The sequence below is a fragment of the Caldicellulosiruptor hydrothermalis 108 genome, from assembly GCF_000166355.1.
In the GTDB taxonomy this organism is placed as follows: domain Bacteria; phylum Bacillota; class Thermoanaerobacteria; order Caldicellulosiruptorales; family Caldicellulosiruptoraceae; genus Caldicellulosiruptor; species Caldicellulosiruptor hydrothermalis.
The window spans coordinates 637697-661454 of the sequence record NC_014652.1; the positions used below are offsets into that span (position 1 = coordinate 637697).

General features: G+C 38.6%; 28 protein-coding genes. All 28 read left to right on the plus strand.

Going from position 1 to position 23758, the window contains the following annotated elements:
- Nucleotides 1-5 precede the first annotated feature (5 nt).
- A complete protein-coding gene (gene fliG, locus CALHY_RS02980; RefSeq protein WP_013402532.1) occupies nt 6-1013 on the plus strand; it encodes a flagellar motor switch protein FliG in 1008 nt (335 codons plus the stop codon).
- Entirely contained in the window at nt 1006-1761 is a 756-nt protein-coding gene (locus tag CALHY_RS02985; protein ID WP_013402533.1) for a FliH/SctL family protein, read from the plus strand. Before fliG ends, CALHY_RS02985 begins: the two co-directional genes overlap by 8 nt.
- Nucleotide 1762: 1 nt before the next feature.
- A complete protein-coding gene (fliI, locus tag CALHY_RS02990; RefSeq protein WP_013402534.1) occupies nt 1763-3058 on the plus strand; it encodes a flagellar protein export ATPase FliI in 1296 nt (431 codons plus the stop codon).
- 28 nt (nt 3059-3086) lie between these two features.
- Nucleotides 3087-3545 carry a flagellar export protein FliJ gene (gene fliJ, locus CALHY_RS02995; protein ID WP_013402535.1) on the plus strand — a complete coding sequence of 153 codons (459 nt, stop codon included), beginning with the start codon at nt 3087-3089 and terminating at the stop codon, nt 3543-3545.
- Nucleotides 3532-4353, plus strand: coding sequence for a MotE family protein (locus tag CALHY_RS03000; protein WP_013402536.1), 822 nt, complete (start codon nt 3532-3534; stop codon nt 4351-4353). The genes fliJ and CALHY_RS03000 overlap by 14 nt, the downstream gene beginning before the upstream one ends.
- A 62-nt stretch (nt 4354-4415) precedes the next feature.
- On the plus strand, nt 4416-5939 hold the full coding sequence (locus tag CALHY_RS03005; protein ID WP_238524574.1) for a flagellar hook-length control protein FliK: 1524 nt from the start codon (nt 4416-4418) through the stop codon (nt 5937-5939).
- An 11-nt stretch (nt 5940-5950) separates the two neighbouring features.
- Entirely contained in the window at nt 5951-6445 is a 495-nt protein-coding gene (locus CALHY_RS03010) for a flagellar hook capping FlgD N-terminal domain-containing protein (RefSeq protein ID WP_013402538.1), read from the plus strand.
- A gap of 5 nt (nt 6446-6450) precedes the next feature.
- Complete coding sequence (locus CALHY_RS03015) at nt 6451-6810, plus strand: TIGR02530 family flagellar biosynthesis protein (protein WP_013402539.1); 360 nt, start codon at nt 6451-6453, stop codon at nt 6808-6810.
- 125 nt (nt 6811-6935) lie between these two features.
- The gene (locus CALHY_RS03020) at nt 6936-8396 is read left to right on the plus strand and encodes a flagellar hook protein FlgE (RefSeq protein WP_013402540.1); all 1461 of its coding nucleotides are present in this window, start codon (nt 6936-6938) and stop codon (nt 8394-8396) included.
- 120 nt (nt 8397-8516) lie between these two features.
- Nucleotides 8517-8744 carry a flagellar FlbD family protein gene (locus CALHY_RS03025; protein ID WP_013402541.1) on the plus strand — a complete coding sequence of 76 codons (228 nt, stop codon included), beginning with the start codon at nt 8517-8519 and terminating at the stop codon, nt 8742-8744.
- Nucleotides 8741-9211, plus strand: coding sequence for a flagellar basal body-associated FliL family protein (locus CALHY_RS03030; RefSeq protein WP_013402542.1), 471 nt, complete (start codon nt 8741-8743; stop codon nt 9209-9211). The genes CALHY_RS03025 and CALHY_RS03030 overlap by 4 nt, the downstream gene beginning before the upstream one ends.
- A 22-nt stretch (nt 9212-9233) precedes the next feature.
- Nucleotides 9234-10223 (plus strand): flagellar motor switch protein FliM, encoded by a 990-nt coding sequence (gene fliM, locus CALHY_RS03035; RefSeq protein WP_013402543.1) that lies wholly within the window; start codon nt 9234-9236, stop codon nt 10221-10223.
- Complete coding sequence (gene fliY, locus CALHY_RS03040; RefSeq protein ID WP_013402544.1) at nt 10220-11350, plus strand: flagellar motor switch phosphatase FliY; 1131 nt, start codon at nt 10220-10222, stop codon at nt 11348-11350. Before fliM ends, fliY begins: the two co-directional genes overlap by 4 nt.
- Nucleotides 11351-11436: 86 nt before the next feature.
- Nucleotides 11437-11799, plus strand: coding sequence for a response regulator (locus CALHY_RS03045; protein ID WP_013291202.1), 363 nt, complete (start codon nt 11437-11439; stop codon nt 11797-11799).
- 32 nt (nt 11800-11831) lie between these two features.
- Nucleotides 11832-12227 (plus strand): FliO/MopB family protein, encoded by a 396-nt coding sequence (locus tag CALHY_RS03050; RefSeq protein ID WP_013402545.1) that lies wholly within the window; start codon nt 11832-11834, stop codon nt 12225-12227.
- Nucleotides 12211-12972, plus strand: coding sequence for a flagellar type III secretion system pore protein FliP (gene fliP / locus CALHY_RS03055; protein WP_013402546.1), 762 nt, complete (start codon nt 12211-12213; stop codon nt 12970-12972). Before CALHY_RS03050 ends, fliP begins: the two co-directional genes overlap by 17 nt.
- Nucleotides 12973-12995: 23 nt before the next feature.
- On the plus strand, nt 12996-13265 hold the full coding sequence (fliQ, locus tag CALHY_RS03060; RefSeq protein WP_013402547.1) for a flagellar biosynthesis protein FliQ: 270 nt from the start codon (nt 12996-12998) through the stop codon (nt 13263-13265).
- Between the two features lie 20 nt (nt 13266-13285).
- Complete coding sequence (gene fliR, locus CALHY_RS03065; protein ID WP_013402548.1) at nt 13286-14068, plus strand: flagellar biosynthetic protein FliR; 783 nt, start codon at nt 13286-13288, stop codon at nt 14066-14068.
- Nucleotides 14065-15165: a flagellar biosynthesis protein FlhB gene (gene flhB, locus CALHY_RS03070; protein ID WP_013402549.1), complete on the plus strand. Its 1101-nt coding sequence runs from the start codon at nt 14065-14067 to the stop codon at nt 15163-15165. The genes fliR and flhB overlap by 4 nt, the downstream gene beginning before the upstream one ends.
- Nucleotides 15162-17198 (plus strand): flagellar biosynthesis protein FlhA, encoded by a 2037-nt coding sequence (flhA, locus tag CALHY_RS03075; RefSeq protein WP_013402550.1) that lies wholly within the window; start codon nt 15162-15164, stop codon nt 17196-17198. Before flhB ends, flhA begins: the two co-directional genes overlap by 4 nt.
- Before the next feature lie 2 nt (nt 17199-17200).
- Nucleotides 17201-18319 (plus strand): flagellar biosynthesis protein FlhF, encoded by a 1119-nt coding sequence (flhF, locus tag CALHY_RS03080; RefSeq protein ID WP_013402551.1) that lies wholly within the window; start codon nt 17201-17203, stop codon nt 18317-18319.
- Entirely contained in the window at nt 18316-19212 is an 897-nt protein-coding gene (locus tag CALHY_RS03085) for a MinD/ParA family protein (RefSeq protein WP_013402552.1), read from the plus strand. Before flhF ends, CALHY_RS03085 begins: the two co-directional genes overlap by 4 nt.
- A gap of 15 nt (nt 19213-19227) precedes the next feature.
- Nucleotides 19228-19929 (plus strand): flagellar brake protein, encoded by a 702-nt coding sequence (locus CALHY_RS03090; RefSeq protein WP_013402553.1) that lies wholly within the window; start codon nt 19228-19230, stop codon nt 19927-19929.
- A gap of 51 nt (nt 19930-19980) precedes the next feature.
- Nucleotides 19981-21981 (plus strand): chemotaxis protein CheA, encoded by a 2001-nt coding sequence (locus CALHY_RS03095; protein WP_013402554.1) that lies wholly within the window; start codon nt 19981-19983, stop codon nt 21979-21981.
- 29 nt (nt 21982-22010) lie between these two features.
- The gene (locus CALHY_RS03100; protein ID WP_013402555.1) at nt 22011-22433 is read left to right on the plus strand and encodes a chemotaxis protein CheW; all 423 of its coding nucleotides are present in this window, start codon (nt 22011-22013) and stop codon (nt 22431-22433) included.
- Between the two features lie 5 nt (nt 22434-22438).
- Entirely contained in the window at nt 22439-23056 is a 618-nt protein-coding gene (locus tag CALHY_RS03105) for a chemotaxis protein CheC (protein ID WP_013402556.1), read from the plus strand.
- Nucleotides 23057-23059: 3 nt separating this feature from the next.
- A complete protein-coding gene (locus CALHY_RS03110; protein ID WP_013402557.1) occupies nt 23060-23542 on the plus strand; it encodes a chemotaxis protein CheD in 483 nt (160 codons plus the stop codon).
- Nucleotides 23543-23559: 17 nt separating this feature from the next.
- Entirely contained in the window at nt 23560-23751 is a 192-nt protein-coding gene (locus CALHY_RS03115) for a hypothetical protein (RefSeq protein WP_013402558.1), read from the plus strand.
- Nucleotides 23752-23758 lie beyond the last annotated feature (7 nt).

The following is a 23758-nucleotide window of genomic DNA, read 5'->3' on the forward strand; positions in this document are numbered from 1 at the left end:
GTTTAATGGTTAAAAGTGGAATTTCAGGTAAACAAAAAGCAGCTATGCTTTTAATTGCGTTAGGGCCTGAGAGGTCAGCAAAGATTTTTAAGCACTTAAAAGAAGAGGAGATTGAAGAGCTGACACTTGAGATAGCCAATATAAGAACAGTATCGCCTGAGCAGAAGCAAGCTATCCTAGAAGAATTTTATAACCTTTGTCTTGCACAGGAGTATATTGCCGAAGGTGGAATTGACTACGCAAAAGAGGTTTTAGAAAAGGCACTTGGACCTGAAAAGGCAAGAGAGGTTATAGAGAAACTTACAGTGTCGCTACAAGTAAGACCTTTTGACTTTATCAGAAAAGCTGATGCATCGCAGATACTCAACTTTATTCAAAACGAACATCCACAGACAATAGCGCTTGTTATCTCATACTTAAAACCACAGCAGGCTGCTCAGGTTTTAGCATCCCTGCCTCAGGAAAAACAGGCTGATGTTGCGCGAAGAATTGCGCTTATGGACAGGACCTCGCCTGATGTTATACGCGAGGTTGAAAAGGTGCTTGAGAAAAAGCTTTCATCTGTTGTCATGCAGGATTACACAGTTGTTGGTGGTATTCAGGCTATTGTTGATATCTTGAATGCTGTTGACAGGGGTACAGAAAAGAGGATTTTGGAAGCACTGGAACTTGAAGATGTTGAACTTGTTGAAGAGATTAGAAAACGCATGTTTGTATTTGAAGACATTGTTAAGCTTGACAACAGGTCTATCCAGAGGATTTTGCGTGAGGTTGAGAATAACACACTGGCAATTGCTCTCAAAGGTACAACTGAAGAGGTCCGAAAAGTTATCTTTAGCAACATGTCAAAACGTATGGCAGAGATGATTCAAGAAGATATGGAGTATATGGGACCTGTTAGAATACGTGATGTCGAAGAGGCTCAGCAAAAAATTGTCAACATTATAAGAAAGCTTGAAGATGCCGGCGAGATTGTCATTTCTCGTGGCGGGGGAGATGAGATAATTGTCTAATGTTATCAGAAATAACCAGGTACTGATTCAAAATCCAGTTGAGACAAACTACAAAGTGCTTCTTGAAAAGCTTATAAAGGCAAGGGCTGAGATTGAGCACTATGAAAGAAGGTTAAAAGAGCAAGAAGAAGAGTTTGAAAAACAAAAAAATAGAGCCGAGGTTCTTCAAAAAGAAGCTGAAGAGGTTCTAAAAAAAGCAAAGGAAGAAGCACAGAGAATAGTAGATGAAGCAAATGTTCGCGCACAGCTAATTTTGCAGCAGGCACAGGAAGATGGTTACAGAGAAGGGTTTGAAAAGGGTTTGCTTGATGCTCAAAAAGAGTATGGAAAGATGCTTGAAAATATAGAAATTCAAAAGGCAATGATACTCAAAGAAAGAGAAGATATTCTCAAAGACCTCGAAAGCAAGGTTTTGATCCTTGTACCTCAGATTTTAGAGAAGGTTTTGGAAAGAGAGATAAAAGACAGAAGCTTTTTAGAGCAGTACATTAAAAATGCCATTTTGCAGCTTTCAATTCGAAGCAGTTTAACAATAAGGGTGAGTGAGGAGGATTTTGGATATGTAAATGAGAAGCTGGATGAGATTTTGCAGGGGATAGACGGAATTGACAAAGTAGATGTGAAAATTGACAAGGCCTTGAAAAGCGGTGATGTGTTGATCGAAACTCCGTACGGTTTTGTTGAAACAGGTGTGAGGATGCGTCTTGAGAAGATTCAAGAAATAGTTCTGTCTATGATTGGTGATTAAAATGATTGAAAAATTAAAATCAAAGATTGAAAATGCAAACTTTTACCAATTCACCGGGTTTGTTAACCAGGTGATAGGCCTTACAATAGAATCACAGGGTCCGGCTGTTAGCATAGGCACGCTCTGCCGTATAAAAGCTGCAAAGACAGAGACTTTAGCAGAGGTTGTGGGGTTTAAAGAGAACAAGGTACTTTTAATGCCGTACTCTGACCTTGTAGGTGTTTTTCCAGGCTGCAAAGTGATTGCACAGGACAGCATGTTTGAGGTGAAGGTGGGAAAAGAACTTTTGGGAAGAATCCTTGACGGTCTGGGTCAGCCAATTGACGGCAAAGGCGAGATAAAATCAAAGATAAAGTACCCTGTTGAAAACAGGGCGCCAAACCCGCTTGAAAGACCCAGGATAGACACCATAATGCCCCTTGGAATAAAGGCTATAGATGCTCTTTTGACCATTGGCAAGGGACAGAGAGTTGGCATATTTGCAGGAAGCGGTGTTGGCAAAAGTACCCTTCTTGGCATGATTGCCCGAAATGCAAAGGCGGATGTCAATGTTCTTGCTTTGATTGGTGAAAGAGGAAGAGAGCTCAAAGAGTTTCTGGAAAAGGATTTGAAGGAAGAAGGGCTTAAAAGGTCTGTTGTGGTAGTTGCAACCTCTGATGAGTCGGCGCTGAAAAGAGTAAAGGCAGCATATGTTGCGATGGCAATTGCAGAGTATTTTCGCGACCAGGGGCTTGATGTTCTTTTCTTAATGGACTCACTTACAAGGTTTGCGATGGCTCAAAGGGAGATAGGTCTTGCGGTTGGTGAGCCGCCGGTATCAAGAGGATATACACCATCTGTGTTTTCTGTAATGCCAAAGCTTTTGGAGAGAGCTGGAAAAAATAAGAGAGGGTCTATCACGGCACTTTTCACTGTGCTTGTTGACGGTGACGATTTTAACGAGCCTATTACTGATACCGCACGGGGTATTTTGGACGGTCACATTGTCCTGTCAAGGGCGATAGCCAATAAAAACCACTATCCGGCAATTGATGTGCTTGCAAGCATTAGCAGGGTGATGAACGATATTGTTGAGCCTTCTCACAGGGAGCTTGCGAACGAGACAAAACGAGTTTTAGCTGTGTACAGGGAAACAGAGGATTTGATAAACATTGGTGCGTATACAAAAGGGTCGAACCCGGAGATTGATAGAGCGATTGAACTTGTGCCACGGATAAACCAGTTTTTAAGGCAGGAGGTTGACGAGAGGTTCGACTTTGAAGAGGAGATTGAGATGCTAAAGGCTATAATCTCATAAAACGCTTTTTTGAAGGGTTGAAAAGAAGATGGAAAGGTTTAGGTTTGAACAGCTGTTAAAGATAAAAACGCAGTTTGAGGAAATAAAAAAATCTGAGCTTGCTAAGCAAAATCAAATTTTGAATGAATACATTGCAAAAAAGCTTGAACTGGAGGAGAATGCAAAAAAGGTGAAAGAAGATTTAAAAAGTCTTTGCTTGAATGGTTTTTCGCCACAGCAGATGAAGGTTTATTCCCAGTTTCTCAGCATGCTAAAAAAGAGGGTGGATGTTCAAAACCAGTTAATTTACTATCAGCAAATTAGAGTTGAAGAGAAGAAAAAAGAGGTAATAGAAAGCATGATCGAAAAGAAAAAGTTCGAAAAGTTAAAGGAAAAGTATTTGATAAATTTGATGAATGAGATAAAACAGCTTGAGAACAAGGAACTTGACAGAGTGGTATCATACAAAATCTACAAAGGTATAGGTGATAGAAGTGGCAGAGACTAAAGTTGTAGAGGATTTGACAACTGAAAATAAGCCAAAAAAGAAAGAGAAGAAAAAGAGAAAGGGTTTATTAATATTTTTAATAATTTTTCTGATTCTTGCTGGAGCGTCGTTTGCCGCTGTGTACTTTAATCTTTTTGGAGCAAAAAATGCTTTGGATGTATTTCTAAAGAAAACTCCATTTGCAAAAAGTACAAATAAGACACAAACTGTAGATATGCAAAAGGTTTATGAAAAGCAGATTGCAGACCTTCAAAAACAGAAAGAGGCTCTGAAGTCAAAACTTTCTTTACTGGAAAAGCAAAACGCTAATTTGCAAAAGCAAATAGAAGATTTGACTGTGAAAATAACCGACCTTACTTCAAAACAGCTAGATGCTCAAAACAAAACAAAATATTTTGCAAGTTTGCTTCAGAATATGGATTCAAAAAAAGCTGCAAAGATACTTGAGAACTTGTTAGATACAGATAGTCAGGTGGCAAATGATGTGCTTTCAGCAATACCATCTGAAACTGCATCAGAGATACTATCAAATATTGCGCCTGAGAAGACGATAAAATTATTAGGGATTTCAAACTCAAATCAAAAGACAAATTCTGAAGATATCTCTATTTTGACAAACATCTATAAAAACATTGACCCGAAAGTTGCAGCGTCAATATTTGAAAATATGATGAGTGATAATACAAAATATGCATTAGTGATTAGAATATTAAAATCACTTGATACAAAAACATCTTCGCAGATAATAAGTAACATGAGCGCTGAAAATGCTGCAAAGGTCACCTCAAGCCTTTCAGCATTGAGATAATCTAAAATTTAAACTTTTAAAAAGAAAGGGGGGAAAAGGAGAAGGTGGGCACGCAGAGCATTGTGAATACTAGTATGCTATTTTTTAAAACACCCACTGCAACATCGAAGACAAAAGATAGGCAGGAAAGCAGTATATCGTTTAAAGATGTTTTCAAAAAGACATCTGGCGATGCAGGAGATGTAGACAATAAAAGCAGTGTTTTGCCAAGAAAGGTAGTGACAGGGAGTTGTAGAGCAGCTATTGTATCTTCTCAAGGACAAGCTCAAAAGGATAAAGCTAATTTCCAAGAAGACAAACCTTTTTCTCAAGAGTTGCCAAACGGTACAAGCTCAGACTTAGAAAACCAGGTTCAACCCCAAGTATTGCAAGCTCAGATGATGGAATTTTTACAGCTAATTTTTAATTTGCTTCAAAGTGGTGAAAGCTTGGACAAGTTTAATTTAGAGCAGCTTTTTCAGAATAGCAGCATCCAAGGGACAGACTTTTTAAATTTGCAGCTGCGGTCAGTGCAGATGGACATGAATTTAGCTCAATATTTAAATTTAAACGCTAATCTGAGCGATAAAATAGCAATTTCTGAACTTTTACAAAACATTGTGCAGAAAATAGAGCAGAAAACTCAAAACCAGCAGGTTCTTAGCTTTAGCTTTGTCCAAGGCAATGGAATTACTACAGAAAATATTTTTAAGTTATTAGAAGAGCTCATATTTGGAAAAGAGGGTCAAAAGCCGTTTTTTGAAGTTAAATCAGATGATAGTTCATTGCTTAAAAGTTTGAGAAATCTTTTTGCACAGGAAGGTCAAAGCTTCAAAGTTTTGTCTGAAGCTAATGATGGGGCAGAGATTTTAGAGCAGGTTTTAAAAGAGCTTGAGAATATTGTTAAAAAATCAAATGACCAAAAAACAGTAAATAGTTTTAATTTGGAGAATTCAGAGAAAGTAGAAATAGGCGAAAAAGGTACTAGCAATTTTAATGGTATAGGTTCAAATGACAATGATTTTAACAAAGTTTTTTCAACCTTGCTGAGAAAAGAGAACAACACGAGCGTAAATGACGAAAAAGGAGAATCTAAAACTTTAGATTTGAGACAGCATGCTTTTGCTTTTCAGAACAAGGTAGAGAATATAGAGAATACTATGTCTTATCAAGATAACAAAAGAATAAAAGAACTCAGAATGTCTATAATTAGCCAGCTTGCAGACAAAATTTCTGTAATCAATAAACAGAATTTGACGACATTGCAGGTGAGCATAAAACCCGAGTGGCTTGGAAGTGTTGTGATTGAACTGAGCAAAGATAGCAGCGGGAAAATTTTTGGCAACCTCATTGTAACAACGCCGCAGGTGAAAGAAATCATAGAAGGGTCGTTGAGTAATCTTCTAACCATTCTAAAAGACCAGGGTATAAACATATCACAGCTAAATGTAAGCTTAGGAGGAAATTCTACTGGTCAGCAGTATCAAGAACAGCAGAGGTTTTCTCAAAGAAGAAATTTGGTTGTTCAAGGTAATGAGGATAGTAGTAGAAGCATAGAGAGTTTGATTTATGAGATGAGCGAAAGCATTCTTAATTTGAGAGCTTGAGGTGAAAAAAGATGGCAGACATGATGGTAAGTAGTAACACAAATGTATCAAATTCTACCCAAAGTTTAGCTGCTTCATCGGCCAAAAACGTCCTTGGCAAACAGGAGTTTTTAAATCTTTTAGTTACACAGCTAAGGTACCAGGATCCGTTAAAACCAATGGAAGACAAAGAGTTTGTTGCCCAGCTTGCTCAGTTTTCTGCGCTTGAACAGATGCAAAACTTGAATGAGTCAGTTGAACTTTTAAAAGCCCAGAGCATGATAGGAAGATATGTTGTGGCAACAAGCCCACAAGATGCCTCAAAGCTAATTGAGGGAAGAGTTGATAGTATCAAGATAGACGGCAGCAAGGTATATTTGAAGGTAAACGGCACAGAAGTACTTTCTGATAATGTAAAAGAAGTTTATCACACCTACTCTGAGGAAATTTTGTCAAGCATTCTCAATAAAGTACCCTCAAAAGAAGACCTGCTTGAGATACTAAGCTCCTTGCAAAAGGGAGAATGAGACGGATGATAGTAAATAATATAAGAGGTATTACTGGTGGGAAACATGAAGGTTTTGTCTCAACTACTCCAAAGCAAGCCACAGAAAGTTTTGCCGGTATTCTTTCCTCATCGCTCAAAATTTCAAAACACGCAAGTGAAAGGTTGAAATTTCAGAATATAAATTTGGATGAGGCTACTTTAGGAAAGCTTGAAGAGGCTTTGAAAAAGGCTGAGCAAAAAGGGCTTAAAAATGATGTACTGGTTTTAGATGGTGACAGGGCTTATATAGTAAATATTAAAAACAAGGTTATTGTGACTGTAAAAGATATGTCAAGCTTGAAAGATAACATATTCACAAACATTGATGGTGTGCTGATGATTTAAATTGATAATGGGGGATGGACCCGCAGAATGGGAGGTCCCCCGGACAAGGACCTTTCTGACTGACAGAGGAAAGGTCAAAAAAAAGAATACAATCTAAAATAAAAAAGGGGGATTTTATCTCAGCCATGATGAGATCAATGTTTTCATCTATTTCTGCGCTTCGCGCTCACCAGACCAGGATGGATGTGATTGGTGATAACATCGCCAATGTAAATACAGTGGGGTTCAAGTCAAGCAGGGTGACATTTGCATCTGTTTTTGCCTCTGTCTTAAAATCAGCGTCAGCACCTGATACAGCCTCTGGAAGAGGCGGGTCAAACCCTATGCAAATTGGTCTTGGTGTGTCGGTTGCGTCTGTTGATATGAACATGACAAGAGGAAGCCTTCAGAGAACAGATAATCCCACAGACCTTGCAATTGAAGGCGATGGGTTTTTTGTTGTGGGAGGAGACGGTAGAGCTCCGCGCTTCACAAGAGCGGGAAATTTCAGCTTAGACAAGATGGGAAATTTAGTAACAGCAACAGGTTTAAATGTTCTGGGATGGATGTATGACCCTGTAAACAATCAAATTGACACCACAAAATCGCCTTCAAAGATAAACATACTTGCATTTCCTACTCTGCCTCCAAAGGCAACAGATAAGATTAGTTTTGACGGAAACCTAAGCGCAGATACAAAAATATATTCAGGGCAGATCACAAATTACGAGGACTTGTTGAATGTACCCGCTGACAGCAAGTATTCAACAAGTTTTAAAATTTACGATTCGCAGGGAAAAGAACACACATTGCAACTCACGTTTGTAAAAACAAGCGATAACACATGGGAATGGTTTGTGGATGCTCCGAGGGTAAAGAAAAATATCGGTACTGCTCAAAATCCGGATGAGAAATATGTGTATGTTGATGAAATGCTGGATGCTAACAATGATTATGACAACTTCATCGCAAGAGGAACAATAACATTTGGACAAGCTGGAAAGGTGCTTGATGACGAGAACACAACTGATGTTGAAGGAATTGCTATTACAGGGGGAAGAATTACTGGGAATGGAACTTTCACAATAAAATTCAAGAACGATGTTGTAAATCCTATTACATTTAAAGTCAACAGTGCTGAGTTTGACGTAAATGACAATACAAACATTGCATTTTTCCTCAAAAACATAACACAGTTTGGTAATATGGAAAGCTCAATAAGGGTTGCGCAAATGACAGGATACAGCGCAGGAAGCCTTCAAGGATTTAACGTTGATGCATCAGGCAAGATTACAGGTGTATATTCAAATGGTTTGAACCAGCTGATAGGGCAGATTGCAATTGCCACATTTGCAAACCCTGCAGGACTTCAGCGAATTGGCGATAACCTTTATATAAACACAGTAAACTCAGGTGACCCCGAGATTGGAACACCTGGTTCTGGTTCAAGAGGTACAATATCTCAGGGAACACTTGAGATGTCAAATGTGGACTTAGCAAAAGAGTTTACAGACATGATAGTAACTCAAAGAGGGTATCAGGCAAACGCAAGGGTGATAACAGCATCGGATGAGCTTTTGCAGGATTTGGTAAATATTAAGAGGTAAAAGTGTAGGTAAAAAGTAAAGGGAGGGAGAAAAAGGTGTGCTACATAACTTTTTCTCCTTCCCTTGCAAAAGAGCAGATGCATCTTTTTCATTTCAATATCTTCAAGAGGTTGATTGTATATGATAAAATTGAGAAGGATAAACAACAAAGAGTTTGTGGTAAATGCCGATTTTATAGAGTTTGTAGAATCCACACCAGACACTGTAATAACCCTCACAAACGGTGTAAAACTTGTTGTGAAAGAGTCTGTGGATGAGGTTATTGAAAAGGTCATTGAATATAAAAAGAGGATTTTTGAGGGTATTATATTTAATATACAACCTTTACAAAAGGAGCATGAAGGATGAAAGGCGAAAAGATGAACTCAATAATTCTCATTTTACTCGTTCTGCTTCTTCTAATGATGGTGGGGATGGGAATAGGGTTTTTGACAGTTGTAAAAAATCTATCACCTACTTCATCAGCTGCAAAAACTACTCCAGTTGAGAAAAAACCAGAAAAGCTTTATACATACGATGTAAATGATGGTAAGGCTCTTATGAGCAACCTGCAGGATACTCAAACAAATGCAGGAAGAATTATCAGAGTGACAGTTCAGCTTGAGGTAACAGACAAGAAACTGCCTGAGACTATGAAAGAGAAAAACATAGTAATTGCTGATATAATCGACAGTGTTTTGAGAAGCAAGACAGCAGATGAGCTTTTAAAACCCGAGGGGAAAGAAAAGGTCAGAAAAGAGATTAAAGATAGGTTAAATGAGATATTTGAGAATAAAGTGTACAATGTCAATTTCGGTGAGTTTATAATCCAGTAAAAAAGGTGGTGAAAGTAAGAATATGGGCGATATACTGTCTCAGAGCGAAATAGATGAGCTTTTGCGTTCGCTTACATCAGGCGAACTTTCAATCGAAGAGATTCAAAAGCCAAAACAGGAAAAGAACATAAGGGTATATGATTTTAAAAGACCGAGTAAGTTTGCAAAAGACCATTTGAGAACCCTTCAGATGATATTTGAGAACTACGCCCGGATTGTCACCACCTTTTTATCTGGGTATTTGAGGACAGTTGTTCAGATGGACGTTTTGTCTGTTGAGCAGCTGACATATTATGAATTTAGCAATTCTCTTTCAAACCCGGTTGTGATGGGCATTGTAAATTTTTCGCCATTAAAAGGAAGCATTGTGTTTGAGATGGCACCAGAGATTGCGTTTGCCATGATAGATAGAGTCCTTGGAGGATTTGGCAAAGGAATAGACAAAGTGAGGACTTTTACAGAGATCGAGCTTGTGCTGATAGAAAGGCTACTTCAGCAACTTATCAATTATTTCCAGGAAGCGTGGGAGAATATTGTTGATCTTCGGCCACGGCTTGAAAAGATAGAAACAAATCCACAGTTTACCCAGATTGTATCACCTAATGAGACAGTTGCGCTTGTGACCATTGCCATGAAAGTTGGCGAGGTAGAAGGCATGGCAAACATTTGCCTTCCGCATATGGTGATAGAGCCAATAATGCCGAGGCTCTCAACAAAGTTCTGGTTTTCAACATCTGCAAAGGAAACATCAGAGGAGACAAAAGAGTATTTACAGAAAAAAATTGAGAGAACAAGGGTTACAGTGAAAGCAGTACTTGGCAGAACACAAATTACGGTCCGGGAATTTTTGGAGCTTCAGGTGGGTGATGTGCTGAGGCTTGACAGGAGAAAGAACCAGGAGATAGAAGTTTTTGTCGGGAACAAATTAAAATTTTATGGTGTTCCAGGACGAAAAGAAGGCAGGATTGCAGTAAAGATTACACGGGTAGAAGAGGGGGAGGATTTTAGATGAGCGATTTGCTCTCTCAGGACGAAATAGACGCTCTTTTGCGGGGAATGAGCGAAACATCATCATCACCTACAATATCTGACCAGGACAAAGATGTTTTGGGCGAAATTGGAAACATCTCAATGGGCACAGCAGCCACCACCTTGAGCATTTTACTGAACCAGAAGGTAAACATTACAACGCCAATTGTGAGCGTTTTGAAATGGGAAGAGCTTCCCAAGGAGTTTCCTGTACCATATGTTGCAATTAAAGTGGTGTACAAGGAAGGACTTGACGGTGTAAATCTTCTCATACTCAAGAAAGAGGATGTTGAAATCATTGCAGACCTTATGATGGGCGGTACAGGTCAAATTGAGTTTACCGAAGAGCTGACAGAACTTCAGCTTTCGGCAATACAGGAAGCAATGAACCAGATGGTGGGTTCTGCTTCCACATCGCTTTCTTCCATGTTAAATCTAAAGATTGACATAAATCCGCCCGAAGCCTTTGTGATTGACTTTGCCCAGAATGCCGAGGAGATGATACCTGAGCTAAAAAGAGCCGACGAGATTGTCAAGGTAGCTTTTCGGATGACCATAGGAGATTTGATAGATAGCCAGATTATGCAGCTGATACCTGTTGACTTTGCAAAACAGCTTGTCGATGCCATGCTCAAAAATGCACTTGGTACACCTGCACAGATAGAAACATCAGCACAAAGTCAGCAAGAGTCTGTGAAGGAAGAGGTATTAAGACAACCTTCTTCTCAGCCTACGAAGAGTCAGAAGGCAGCGCCGCAGCCTTCTTATACGCCACCACCAAAGAAAGAGCAGCCGCAACAGGTTTACAATGTTTCACCTGTGCAGTTTGAAAGTTTTGATGAAGAAGAGGAGAGAAGGTATCCTGAGAACATTGAGCTCATTTTGGATGTGCCGCTTGAGATTACTGTTGAGCTTGGAAGGACACAGAAGCTTGTAAGAGAGATTTTGGAATTTTCAACAGGGTCAATTATTGAGCTTGAAAAGCTTGCAGGTGAGCCTGTTGACATTCTGGTAAACGGCAAGGTTATAGCAAAAGGCGAGGTTGTGGTCATTGATGAGAATTTTGGTGTGAGGATAACTGATATTGTCAACCCATCAAATAGATTATAAAATATAAATAAGTTATTTTTTCGTGAGCAAAAGTAAGTTTTTAAACTACAATTAAAAAAGAACTACATTGAAAAGGAGAGAGATTGATGGCAAAAAGGATTCTGATAGTTGATGATGCGGCTTTTATGAGAATGATGTTAAAAGATATTATCACAAAAAACGGTTACGAAGTTGCGGGAGAGGCAGAAAACGGGGCTAAAGCTGTTGAGATGTACAAAGAGTTAAAACCTGACCTTGTCATGATGGACATTACAATGCCTGAAATGGACGGGATTCAAGCTGTGAGGGAAATAAAAAAGATAGACCCACAGGCAAAGATAATCATGTGTTCTGCTATGGGTCAGCAGGCAATGGTTATAGAATCTATTCAGGCAGGTGCGCGCGATTTTATAGTAAAGCCGTTCCAGGCAGAGAGAATTGTTGAAGCAATCAAAAAAGTGCTTGGGTAAAAATAGATTTTTGAGGAGAAAAAAATATAAAAATGGAACTTGGATTTAGGGTAGTTTTAGCGCTGGGAGCTATATGCCTTCTCATATACATTACCTATTATGTACTTAGGATTGTGAACAAAAAGATGTTTGGCAGGAAAGGGGAGTTTTTGAAGGTAATTGACCTGCTTCCCCTTTCTCAAGATAGTATGCTTGTGCTTGTTGAGATTGGTGACAAGGTTATTTTGCTTGGAAAGACGCAAAAGAGCATAACCTTTTTGAAAGAGTTCAGCAAAGACCAACTACTCAATTTCGAGGAGCAACACCAGAGTTTTAAAAAGATAATTGATAACCAAATGAACTCTTCTTTTGACCTGAAGAACAAGGTGTTAAACCTTTACAACCTAATTAAAGACAGTGAAGGTAAAGAGGATGATGAAAAAAAATAAGTCTCTTTATATTATATCGACACTACTTTTAATTTTAATAACTGCATGTGTAAAAAAAGAAATAGCCTTTGCAACGGCAAGCCTTAATATAAATCTTGGCAGTCCGCAGAATCCAAAGGATGTATCGTCTGCCCTGCAACTTATAATATTTCTCACCATCCTAACATTGGCACCGTCTATTCTGATAATGATGACATCATTTACGCGGATACTTATTGTCCTTGGATTTGTTCGAAACGCGCTCGGTACCCAGCAGATGCCGCCAAACCAGATTTTGATTGGACTTGCACTCTTTTTGACCTTTTTTGTAATGGCGCCTGTGACTGACAAGATTTATACCCAGGCTTATCAGCCATACATAAATGGGAGAATAACATCCCAAGAAGCTCTTAAAAGGGCAGAAGAGCCTTTAAAAGAGTTTATGCTGAAAAATACGCGCAAAAAAGACCTTGACCTTTTTGTAAAGCTTAGCAATGTAAATCCAAACACGAATGTAAAAGACCTTCCGCTAAGAGTTGTAGTTCCTGCTTTTATAATAAGTGAGCTCAAAAGTGCGTTCGAGATGGGGTTTTTAATATATGTGCCATTTTTAATAATTGACATGGTTGTTGCAAGTATTCTGATGTCAATGGGAATGCTTATGATTCCACCTGTTATGATATCACTACCTTTCAAAATTTTGCTGTTTATTTTGGTTGATGGTTGGAATTTAGTTGTAGAGTCGCTTGTGAGAAGTTTTAAATAAAAGAAAAGTGAGAAGATGTAAAGATGGATACAACGCTTGTGCTTGAGATTGCAAGACAGGCAATTTTAACAGCATTTTATGTTGCGGGGCCTATTTTGCTCGTGTCAATGGTGGTGGGCATAGTTGTATCAATTTTGCAGGCAACTACTCAGATAAACGAACAGACACTCACTTTTGTGCCAAAACTGATTGCAATTGCACTTTCGCTTTTAATTTTCGGGCAGTGGATGCTCACAAAGGTAGTAGAGTTTACAAGGTATTTGTGGACTAATATCAACCAGTTTGTAAAGTAAATCTTTGAGGAAGAACTTTTATGACAGATATCATCAATACATTTTTAAACAGCTCATATATATTTTTTCTTGTACTTGCAAGAATGAGCGGTCTTTTTATAGCCTCACCAATATTCGGCAGAAGAAATATTCCTGCGTATTTTAAAATTGGTTTTGCCTTTTTCTTGAGCTTACTTGTTGTCACAACTTACAGATTTTCTTATAGTGTACCTGCCAATTTGCTGGAATATATCTTTGCAGTTATAAAGGAATTCATTGTTGGGCTTTTGGTAGGGTATATATCATACATGATATTTTCAGCTATACTTTTGGCGGGTCAAATCATTGACAATGCAATAGGTTTTGGTATGGCAAACGTCATTGATCCTATGAGCGAGATTCAGGTACCTCTTTTGGGAAACTTTTTGTACCTTTACATGCTTGTTGTGTTTTTTGGCACAGACGCTCATCATCTTCTTATAAGAGCTGTAGTTTATAGCTACAAGCTTGTACCAATTGGACATGAAAGTTTTAGAAGCGAATTTACGTGGAGTTTTTTAAGATTTTTTTCAGAGCTTTTTTTGATAGGGGTTGAGATAAGCCTGCCAATTTTGATGAGCATGCTTATTGTAGACATAATTTTAGCTGTGCTATCACGTGCTGTGCCACAGATGAATGTGTTCATGGTAGGGCTTCCTATAAAGATTGCAATTGGTTTTTTGGTGCTTGTTATAATTCTTCCTTTCATGAATAAGATGATATTTGTGCTGATTGACAAAATAGCAGTGTATACTTTTGAATTCTTAAGAGGGAGTATCAAGTGAAGTTAAAATTTGATATTCAGTTGTTTTCAGAAGCAAGTGCTAAAACTGAAAAGGCAACCCCCCGAAAACGTCAGGAAGCAAGAAAACGTGGTATGGTAGCAAAAAGCAGAGAGGTTACCTCTGCTTTTGCTTTATTGATAAGTGTACTTTTTTTAAAGTTTGGTTATTCTTTAATTATTGAGCCATTGCAGCAAGGAAGCAAGTATTTTTTTAGCAATTTGAATTATAATTTAGAGGATGTGCGCGATGCAAGCAGGCTTTTGAGCTTTATAATTACGACTTCTTTAAAAATGGTTCTTCCTTTCTGCCTTACAATTATGTTTGTGGCAACAATTGTAGAGTGGGCACAGAGCAGTTTTCTTATCACAGCACAGTCGCTTAAAATGAGTTTTCAAAAAATTAATCCTATTGAAGGGTTTAAAAGAATATTTTCAATTAATTCGGTTGTTGAACTTATAAAGTCTATACTGAAAGTTCTGATAATAGGATACACAGGATATAGCTACACACAGAGCTTTGCCAAAAAGCTTTTAGAGATGTACGAGATGAATGTACTTACAATTGTCAAGTTTTCCTTTGATTCTGCTATTAATCTGATTTTATGGATGGCAGTAATGTTTTTTGGAATAGCTGTGATAGATTTTATTTTTCAGCGCCAGCAGTATGAAAAAAAGCTCATGATGACAAAGGAAGAGGTAAAGGAAGAGTTCAAACAGACAGAAGGAAATCCACAGATAAAGTCCAAGATAAGGGAAAGACAAAGAAGGATTTCTCTTCAAAGGATGTTCCAGCAGCTTCCCAAGGCGGATGTTGTCATAACCAACCCGACACACTATGCAGTTGCTCTTTTGTATGAACCAGAAAAGTTTGACGCGCCAAGGGTGATTGCAAAGGGTAAAGATTACATAGCGCTAAAGATAAAACAGGAGGCAATTAAGCACAGGATTGAAATTGTTGAAAATAGAGAGCTTGCAAAAGCTCTTTACAATATGTGTGAGATTGGCGATTTCATTCCGCCAGAGCTTTACCAGGCAGTTGCAGAGGTTTTAGCATACGTGTACAGCCTTAAAAATTACCAGAAGGTGAATATAAGATGAACTTGAAAGGTGCGACTTTTTCTATATTTGCAATAGTAATAGTGTTATCGATGATACTTCCCATACCACCGAGCTTGCTCGACGTTTTGATTGCTATCAACCTTTCACTTGCACTTGTTATATTTTTAAACAGCATAAACATAAAAGAAGCTTTAGATTTTTCAGTATTTCCATCACTTCTTCTGTTTACAACATTGCTCAGGCTTGCTTTGAATATCTCTACAACAAGACAGATATTGACAGGTCAAGGAGAAAATGTTAGGATAGTCTATACTTTTGGGAATTTTGTTATAGGCAGCAACATTGTTGTTGGTGTAATAATATTCTTTATTATAATCATCATCCAGTTTATAGTGATAACCAGAGGTGCTGAGAGGGTGTCAGAGGTTGCTGCCAGATTTACACTTGATGCAATGCCGGGCAAACAAATGGCGGTGGATGCTGATCTTAATGCGGGGATAATAACAGAAGAAGAGGCGCGAGAGAGGAGAAAAAAGATTCAAAAAGAGGCAGACTTTTATGGTGCAATGGATGGTGCGAGCAAGTTTGTCAAAGGGGATGCCATTGCGGCCATATTGATTACCTTTATCAACGCGCTTGGCGGACTTATAATTGGTGTTGCCATGAGAGGCGAAGATGTCACGGAGGCAATACAAAAATATCTCCTTTTATCTGTGGGGGATGGTATTGCAGCTCAGATACCCGCACTTCTTATTTCAACTGCCACAGGAATTGTTGTGACAAAAGCAGCAGATGCGAGCAAGCTCTCAGAAAGTCTCATAAAACAGCTGTTTGAGTTTCACCCAAAAGTGCTCTACACTGTGGGAGGTATTCTGGCAGCACTTGCTCTAATTCCCACAATGCCAAAGCTTTCATTGTTTTTCTTATCTGGGGCTATGTTTGCCATGGGATTTAGAATGGATAGCAGTCTCAAAAAGATAGAGAGTATTGAAGAAAAACAGGTTGAACAAAAAGAGGTTGAAGAGCTAAAGAAGCCTGAAAATGTTGTAAATCTCCTGTATGTTGACCCTATTGAGGTTGAGTTTGGATATGGGATAATTCCTCTTGCTGACAAAGACCAGGGCGGAGACCTTTTAGAAAGGGTTGTGATGATAAGAAGACAGCTTGCGCTTGAACTTGGGATTATTGTTCCTACAATCAGGCTCAGGGACAACATGGCACTCAAACCTTACGAGTACAGGATAAACATAAAAGGTGTTGAGGTTGCAAGAGCAGAGCTTATGAGCGACAGTCTTCTTGCAATAAATCCTGGTTTTGTCACAGAACAGATAGAAGGTATACCGACAAAAGAGCCTGCGTTCGGGCTTGATGCGCTCTGGATTTCATCTTCAATGAAAGAAAGAGCTGAGATGGCAGGATACACTGTGGTTGACCTTCCATCTGTCATAGCAACTCATCTGACAGAGATAATAAGACGCCATGCTCATGAGCTTTTGACACGGCAGGATGTCCAGAAGCTGATTGATAATGTGAAAGAAACAAATCCTGTGCTTGTTGATGAGCTCATTCCAAAGCTAATGACAGTTGGGGAAGTTCAGAAGGTTTTGGCAAACCTTTTAAAAGAGCGGATTTCAATAAGGGATATGGTTACCATATTAGAGACACTTGCTGACTGGGCACCCACAACAAAAGATACTGATGTTTTGACAGAATATGTACGCCAGGCAATGGCAAGGTACATTACCAAAAAGTATGTATCTGGCAATGTGCTCGAAGCGATTGCTCTTTCTCCTGAGGTTGAAGAGATGATAATGAATTCTATTCAAAAGACTGAACAGGGAAGTTTTTTGAATCTTCCGCCTGATTATGTTCAAAAACTTATAAACAATCTCAGCAATATTTTGGAAAAACTGGTGAACGTGTCAGCACAGCCAATTGTTATTTGTTCGCCGATAGTTAGGATATATTTTAGGAGGCTCATAGAAAATATCTTTCCTGATGTTGTAGTACTTTCGTACAATGAGATACTGCCGAGTGTGCAGATTAAAACAGTTGGGATGGTGGAATTTTAAAGATGAGAATTAAGAGGTATTTGGCACATGATATGCAGGAAGCATTAATAAGAATAAAAGCAGATTTGGGCAAGGACGCTGTTATACTTTCGACCAAAAAGGTAAGGCAAAAAGGTTTGTTTGGATTTTTCAAAAAACCGCTGATAGAGGTTACAGCCGCATGCGAGGATGAGAAGATAGTCAAAAAAGAGGAAGAGTCTATAAGACAGGAAAGTTTGGCTTTGAGTCTTCAAATGACCCAGATAAAAGAGCTTGAAAAAAAGATTGACTCTCTTGAAAAGGCTTTAAAAGAGGTTATAAAGAAAGAGCAGGAGGAAGGTATTAGCCAGACAAAAGAGCTGAGCAAGAAAAATTTTCTTAATGTTATGAGAGAGAATTTAATAAAAAACGGTGTGGAAAATGAAATTGTAGATATGCTACTTTCAAATCTAAGTGCAGAGGCTTCGATAAATAGCGTTGTAAATAATATGTACAAAGAAATAAAGAATATGCTGGGGGCAGCAGCACCGCTTTCGTTTAACTCAAAGCTTCCAAAGATTGTGTTTTTTGTAGGGCCAACAGGTGTTGGGAAAACAACCACAATTGCCAAGATTGCTGCTAAGCTCATGTTTGAAGATGGGAAAAAGGTAGGATTTATCACAGCAGATACATACAGAATTGCTGCGGTTGAGCAGCTTAAAACCTATGCCGAGATTATGAATATCAAGACAAAGGTGTGGTATGAGGTCGACGAGTATGATAGAATAATTGAAAATTTTTCTGACTCAGATGTGGTTCTTGTTGACACTGCGGGAAGAAGTCACAAGAACCAGGAACACATGGACGAGCTCAAAGCGTTTGTAACCAAGGCAAATCCAGATGAGGTGTTTTTGCTTCTTAGTGCCACAACACAGCCGTCGGTGTTCAAAGAGGTGGTTAATACCTATTCGTTTTTAGATGATTACAAGGTTATCATCACCAAAGTAGATGAAGTATCAACTTATGGGAATATATTAAATATACGCTACTTTACACAAAAGCCAATTGCGTATATAACAACTGGTCAGAATGTACCTGATGATATTGAACAGTTTAACCCTGAACAATTTGCAAAACTCATCATAGGGAGTAAGGTTTTATGAGAGACCAGGCACAGGGGTTAAGAAATCTTGTGAGAAAAGCTGAAATTAGCGCAAATATTCCTGTCTATCAAGGTGCGCCATCAAAAGTTGTGACAATTACAAGTGGTAAAGGCGGTGTTGGCAAGACAAATCTTACTGTAAACTTGGCAATTGCTTTAAAAAAGATAGGTAAAAGAGTGCTCATAATTGACGCTGATTTAGGACTTTCAAATGTTGAGGTGCTGCTTGGGACATCGCCAAAATATAATGTAAAAGATGTCTTGGAAGGCAAGAAAGACATATTTTCAATTGTTGAAGAAGGGCCGCTGGGTATCAATTTTATATCAGGTGGGTCTGGGATAGTTGACCTTGCAAATTTGGATGAGGAAAGACTTTTGAGGTTAATTGAATGTGCCCAGCTGATAAATAGATCTTTTGATATTGTTCTTATAGACACAGGTGCTGGGATTTCAAGAAATGTTATGGAGTTTGTTATGATGTCAGATGAGGTTATTGTAATTACAACTCCAGAGCCTACCTCTATCACAGATGCTTATGCTATAATAAAGGCAATTATTGCGAGAGATTTTAACCACAAGATAAACCTTTTGATAAACAGGGTAAATGGCATAAAAGAAGCAGAGGAGATTTTTTTCAGACTAAATGGTGTTATTAAAAGGTTTTTGCAAAGAGAAGTAGAATATATAGGGTATATAGAAGAAAATAGTATTGTTTCAAAATCAGTTATCAAACAGGTACCATTTATGATATCATATGAAAAGAGCAACATTTCACGAGAGGTTGAAAATGTGGCAAGGAAACTTGTAATGTCTTCTGAGAGTGTTGAGGGAAAAAATAGGGGTGGTTTTTCACGGTTTATTGACTCAATTATCAAAAGGCTTCGTGAACAATAAAAGAGGGGGCTTTTTATGCGTAAGATTTTCAAAGTAGGTGATAAGATTGAAATTGTCAGAATAGACAGGCGAACATGGGAAGAGAAGGACATGCAGTATATTTCCAAAATTGCCGATATAAAAGATGAGTATTTTTATATCTTCACGCCAATAAAAGAAGGAGTTTATGTGACATTTTACATTGATGAGATTTTAAGGGTGTACAAGGTTTCAAGCGACGGTGTGTGGATGTTTGATGGAGTTGTTGAGGAGAGGTTTAAAGAACCAGAATACATGATAAAAGTCAAGCAGATATCTGATGTTAGAAAAATCCAGAGAAGAATGTTTTTCAGACTTCCAATAAACTTGGATATATTCGTAAAACTTTTAAATTCTGGCCAAATGCAAAGAGCAGATACACCAGCAGCAGAAGCAGCAGATGAGTTTTCAGAAGGAAAGATTGTAAAAGCACTCACAAAGGACATTAGCGGCGGAGGTGTTTGTTTTATAACTCAAGAAGAATTTGAAACAGGCGACCTCATTTTGACCAAGATACCAATTGAACAAGAAGAACTTATCTTAAAAGCACAGATACTTCGAAAAGAGAGGGTGCAGCACCCGACGTACAGGTTTATGTACGGTTGCAAGTTTGTTGAGGCAAGACAAAACGAAATAGACAAAATAGTCAGGTTTATTTTTGCTCAGCAACAAAAGATGAGACAAAAAGGTCTGCTGTAGGGAATAACCCAAAAAAAGCCTTTTGTGCAAAAGAAGGAGAGTGATGAAAAAATGGATATGTCTCAGTACCTTGGAATGTTTATAGAAGAAGCAAGAGACCACATTCAAAGTCTTAACGACAATATGTTAAAACTTGAAGAAAACCCGGAGGACTTGCAACTTGTAAATGAGATTTTCAGGTCAGCTCACACTTTAAAAGGCATGGCCGGCACTATGGGATTTGTCAACATGCAAAAACTCACTCATGCGATGGAAAATGTTCTTGCTGCTGCACGCGATGGAAAGTTAAAAGTAAATCCTAATATCATGGATATTCTTTTCAAGACAGTTGATGCGCTTGAAGCATACTTAGATGTTATAGTTGCAACAGGCACAGAAGGGCAAGAAGCAAATAGCCACCTTGTCAACGCTTTGAATGCTATTTTGGGAAAACCTGCCGAAGATATGGCGGTGTCTTCTACCTCAAAAGCAGGTAAGAAATATGAGTACGACGAATTTGTTGTAAGAGCAATAGAGCGTGCGTGGACCCAAGGTTTTAACGTTTACAAATTTGATGTTGAGCTTGACCAGAACTGTCTTTTAAAATCTGCTCGTGCATACCTTGTTTTCAGAGCGGTTGAGGAGTTTGGCGAGATTATTCATTCAAAACCCTCTGTTCAGGACATTGAAGATGAAAAATTTGACTTTGAGTTTTCTATTACCGTGATAAGCAAGCAGCCGCTTGAAAAAATAAGAGAGAGAATTCTTTCAATTTCAGAGATAAGAGAAGTAAAAGCACTTGAGATAAAGTCTGGCGAGGTTGGCAGGGCAGAAGAAAAAGAAGAAATTGAAGAGGTGCAGCAAGAGACCCAAGTACAGGAAACTGTAAAGGTTGTAAGGCAGCAGAAACAAGAACCTGTGCAGAAGACAAGCAAGACAGTTAGAGTTGACATTGAAAGATTGGATGTTCTCATGAACTTGGTGAGCGAGCTTATTATAATCAAAAGCCGAATAGAAGGGCTTGCCAAAAAATATAACGATAGACAGTACGAAGAGTCTATTGAGTATTTGGAGAGAATCACAACAAGTTTGCACGATGCTGTTATGAAAGTCCGAATGGTGCCGGTAGAAAGAGTATTTTCACGTTTTCCGAGGATGATGAGAGATTTGGCAAGAGAGCTTGGAAAGGAATTTGAACTTGTAATGTCTGGTGAGGATACAGAGGTTGACAGGACAATTGTGGACGAGCTTGGCGACCCGCTCATTCATCTTTTAAGAAATGCTGCCGACCATGGAATAGAAGACCCCGAGGAGAGAGTCAAAAACGGCAAGCCAAGAAGCGGGCTTATAAAACTTTCAGCTTATCATGACGGGAACAATGTTGTCATTGAGGTTGAAGATGATGGCAAAGGTATTGATTTGGAAAAGGTAAAGCAAAAAGCGATAGAAAAAGGACTTTTAAAAGAGGATCAGATAGATTTATCAGACCAGGAAATAATAGATTTTCTGTTTATGCCGAGCTTTTCAACCAAGGACAAGGTTACAAACCTTTCTGGACGTGGTGTTGGGCTTGATGTTGTAAAGACCAAGATTGAACAGCTCGGTGGGATGGTTGAGGTAAAGACGCAGAAAGGCAAAGGAACCAAGTTTATTATAAGACTTCCGCTAACTCTTGCTATCATTCAGGCACTGCTTGTCACTGTACATGATGAGATATATGCAATTCCTGTTGCATCAATCAGAGAGATTGTGGATGTTGCAAAAGAGGATATCAAGGTTGTGCAAAAAGGAAAAGAGATAATCATGCTGAGGAATCAGGTAATTCCAATAAAGCATTTACATTCTATTGTGGGTTTAGAGCCAGTCCTTGACAAGAAGAAATTTACGGTTGTGATAGTCAGGCGTGGCGAAAAGCTGACAGGAATCATTGTTGACAGGCTTTTAGGGCAGCAGGATATTGTTATAAAATCGCTTGGAAAATATTTAGAGGGAATTAGACTCATATCAGGTGCAACAATCCTTGGGGATGGGGCTGTTGCAATGATACTTGACCCTAATATGCTTACAGTGTAAGAAAAAAAGTATAGAGGTGGAAAGAGAAGATGGAACAGTATTTAATTTTCAGGCTTGCGGATGAGCATTATGGACTGAGTGTGAATCATATAGAGAATATTGAAAAACTTATGCCAATAACCCGTGTACCTCACACAAAAGAGTATGTAAAAGGAGTCATAAATCTTCGAGGCGAGATTGTACCAGTCATTGACCTTTGTGAAAAGATTGGGGTTGAAAAAGAGGAGTTTGGTGAAGAGACAAGGATTTTGATTGTCAACTGGAAAGGCGAGTTCAAGGTAGGACTGATAATTGACGAGGTTCTGGATGTGGTATATCTTTCTAAAGAAGATTTTGACCAAGCAACAAGGGACAGGAACGAGTTTAAGTTTTCAATTGCAAAGTATAACGGCTTGCTCATAAACATCATCAACCTTGAAGATGTGCTTTTTGAAAAAGCCGAGGAGGTTTAATTTTTATGAATTTGTCAAATAGTGAAATAAATGAAATGTATTTGGATGTATTAAAAGAGCTGGGGAACATAGGAACAGGCAATGCAGTGTCAGCTCTTGCTATGATGATTGGCAGGAAAATAAACATGAAGGTTCCTGTTGTAAAGATGGTAAAACTCCAAGAAGTTCCGGAGATACTTGGCGGGGCAGAGATTCCTGTAGTTGGAATTTTATTGAACGTGGAAGGCGACATCGAAGGATTTATCATGTTTGTTATGTCTCAAGCTTCTGCCCACCTTCTTGTTAACATGTTAATGGGTACAGCTTTAAATGGATACAGTGAGTTTACAGAGATAGAAAAGTCTGCTTTGATGGAGATAGGGAACATCTTGGCAGGGGCGTATTTAACAGCACTATCAACTCTTACAGGTTTTAAGATGATTCAATCTGTTCCGCAGCTTGCTGAGGATATGGCAGGTGCAATTTTAAGTTTTCCTGCCATTCAGTTTGGCGAGACAGGTGACACTGCACTTTATATCGAAACCGAGATTTTTGAAGAAAGTAGTAGGATTGTTGCTGATTTTTTTCTTATACCAACAATAGAGTCATATCAAAAAATGTTAAAAGCACTGGGAGTAGCATAGAAGATGATGGAGATTATAAAGGTAGGCATGGCAGATTTGAATGTTACAAGCTATCCAAATGCTCTTACCACACTTGGACTTGGTTCTTGTGTAGGGGTGTGTATATACGACACAAAGACAAAGATAATAGGGATGATACATATTATGCTTCCTTACAGCTGGGGTGTGAAAAATAATACTAATCCTGCAAAGTTTGCAGATACAGGTATTCCACTACTCATAGAGAAGATGGAAGAACTTGGTGCTGCAAAGAAGAACATGGTTGCAAAGCTTGCAGGCGGAGCTCAGATGTTTGAGGTAACACGTAGCGAGTTCATGAATATTGGAAAAAGAAATGTGGAGGCTGCTAAAAAGGTTTTACAGGAACAGAATATATCCATTGTAGCAGAAGACACTGGAGGAAATTATGGTAGAACAATTATATTTTATTCAGAAGATGGCAGACTTGAAATAAAGACAATTGGCAAGGGAACAAAAACAATTTAAAGGAGAAGACTTGAGAGTTGAAAGGGGAGCAACTATTACCTGAGATTATAGCACTTGTGGGAGGAAGTATTGTCCTTATTGCATGTCTTGTTACAAGGAAATCTGGAGAATATACATTTTTTGCAACTGCTGTGGTGTCGATTATAGGTTATGTGTTTGGAAGTGTAGTTAAGAATATATTGAATGACAGCAAGGACCACAATCCTTAAATAGCTG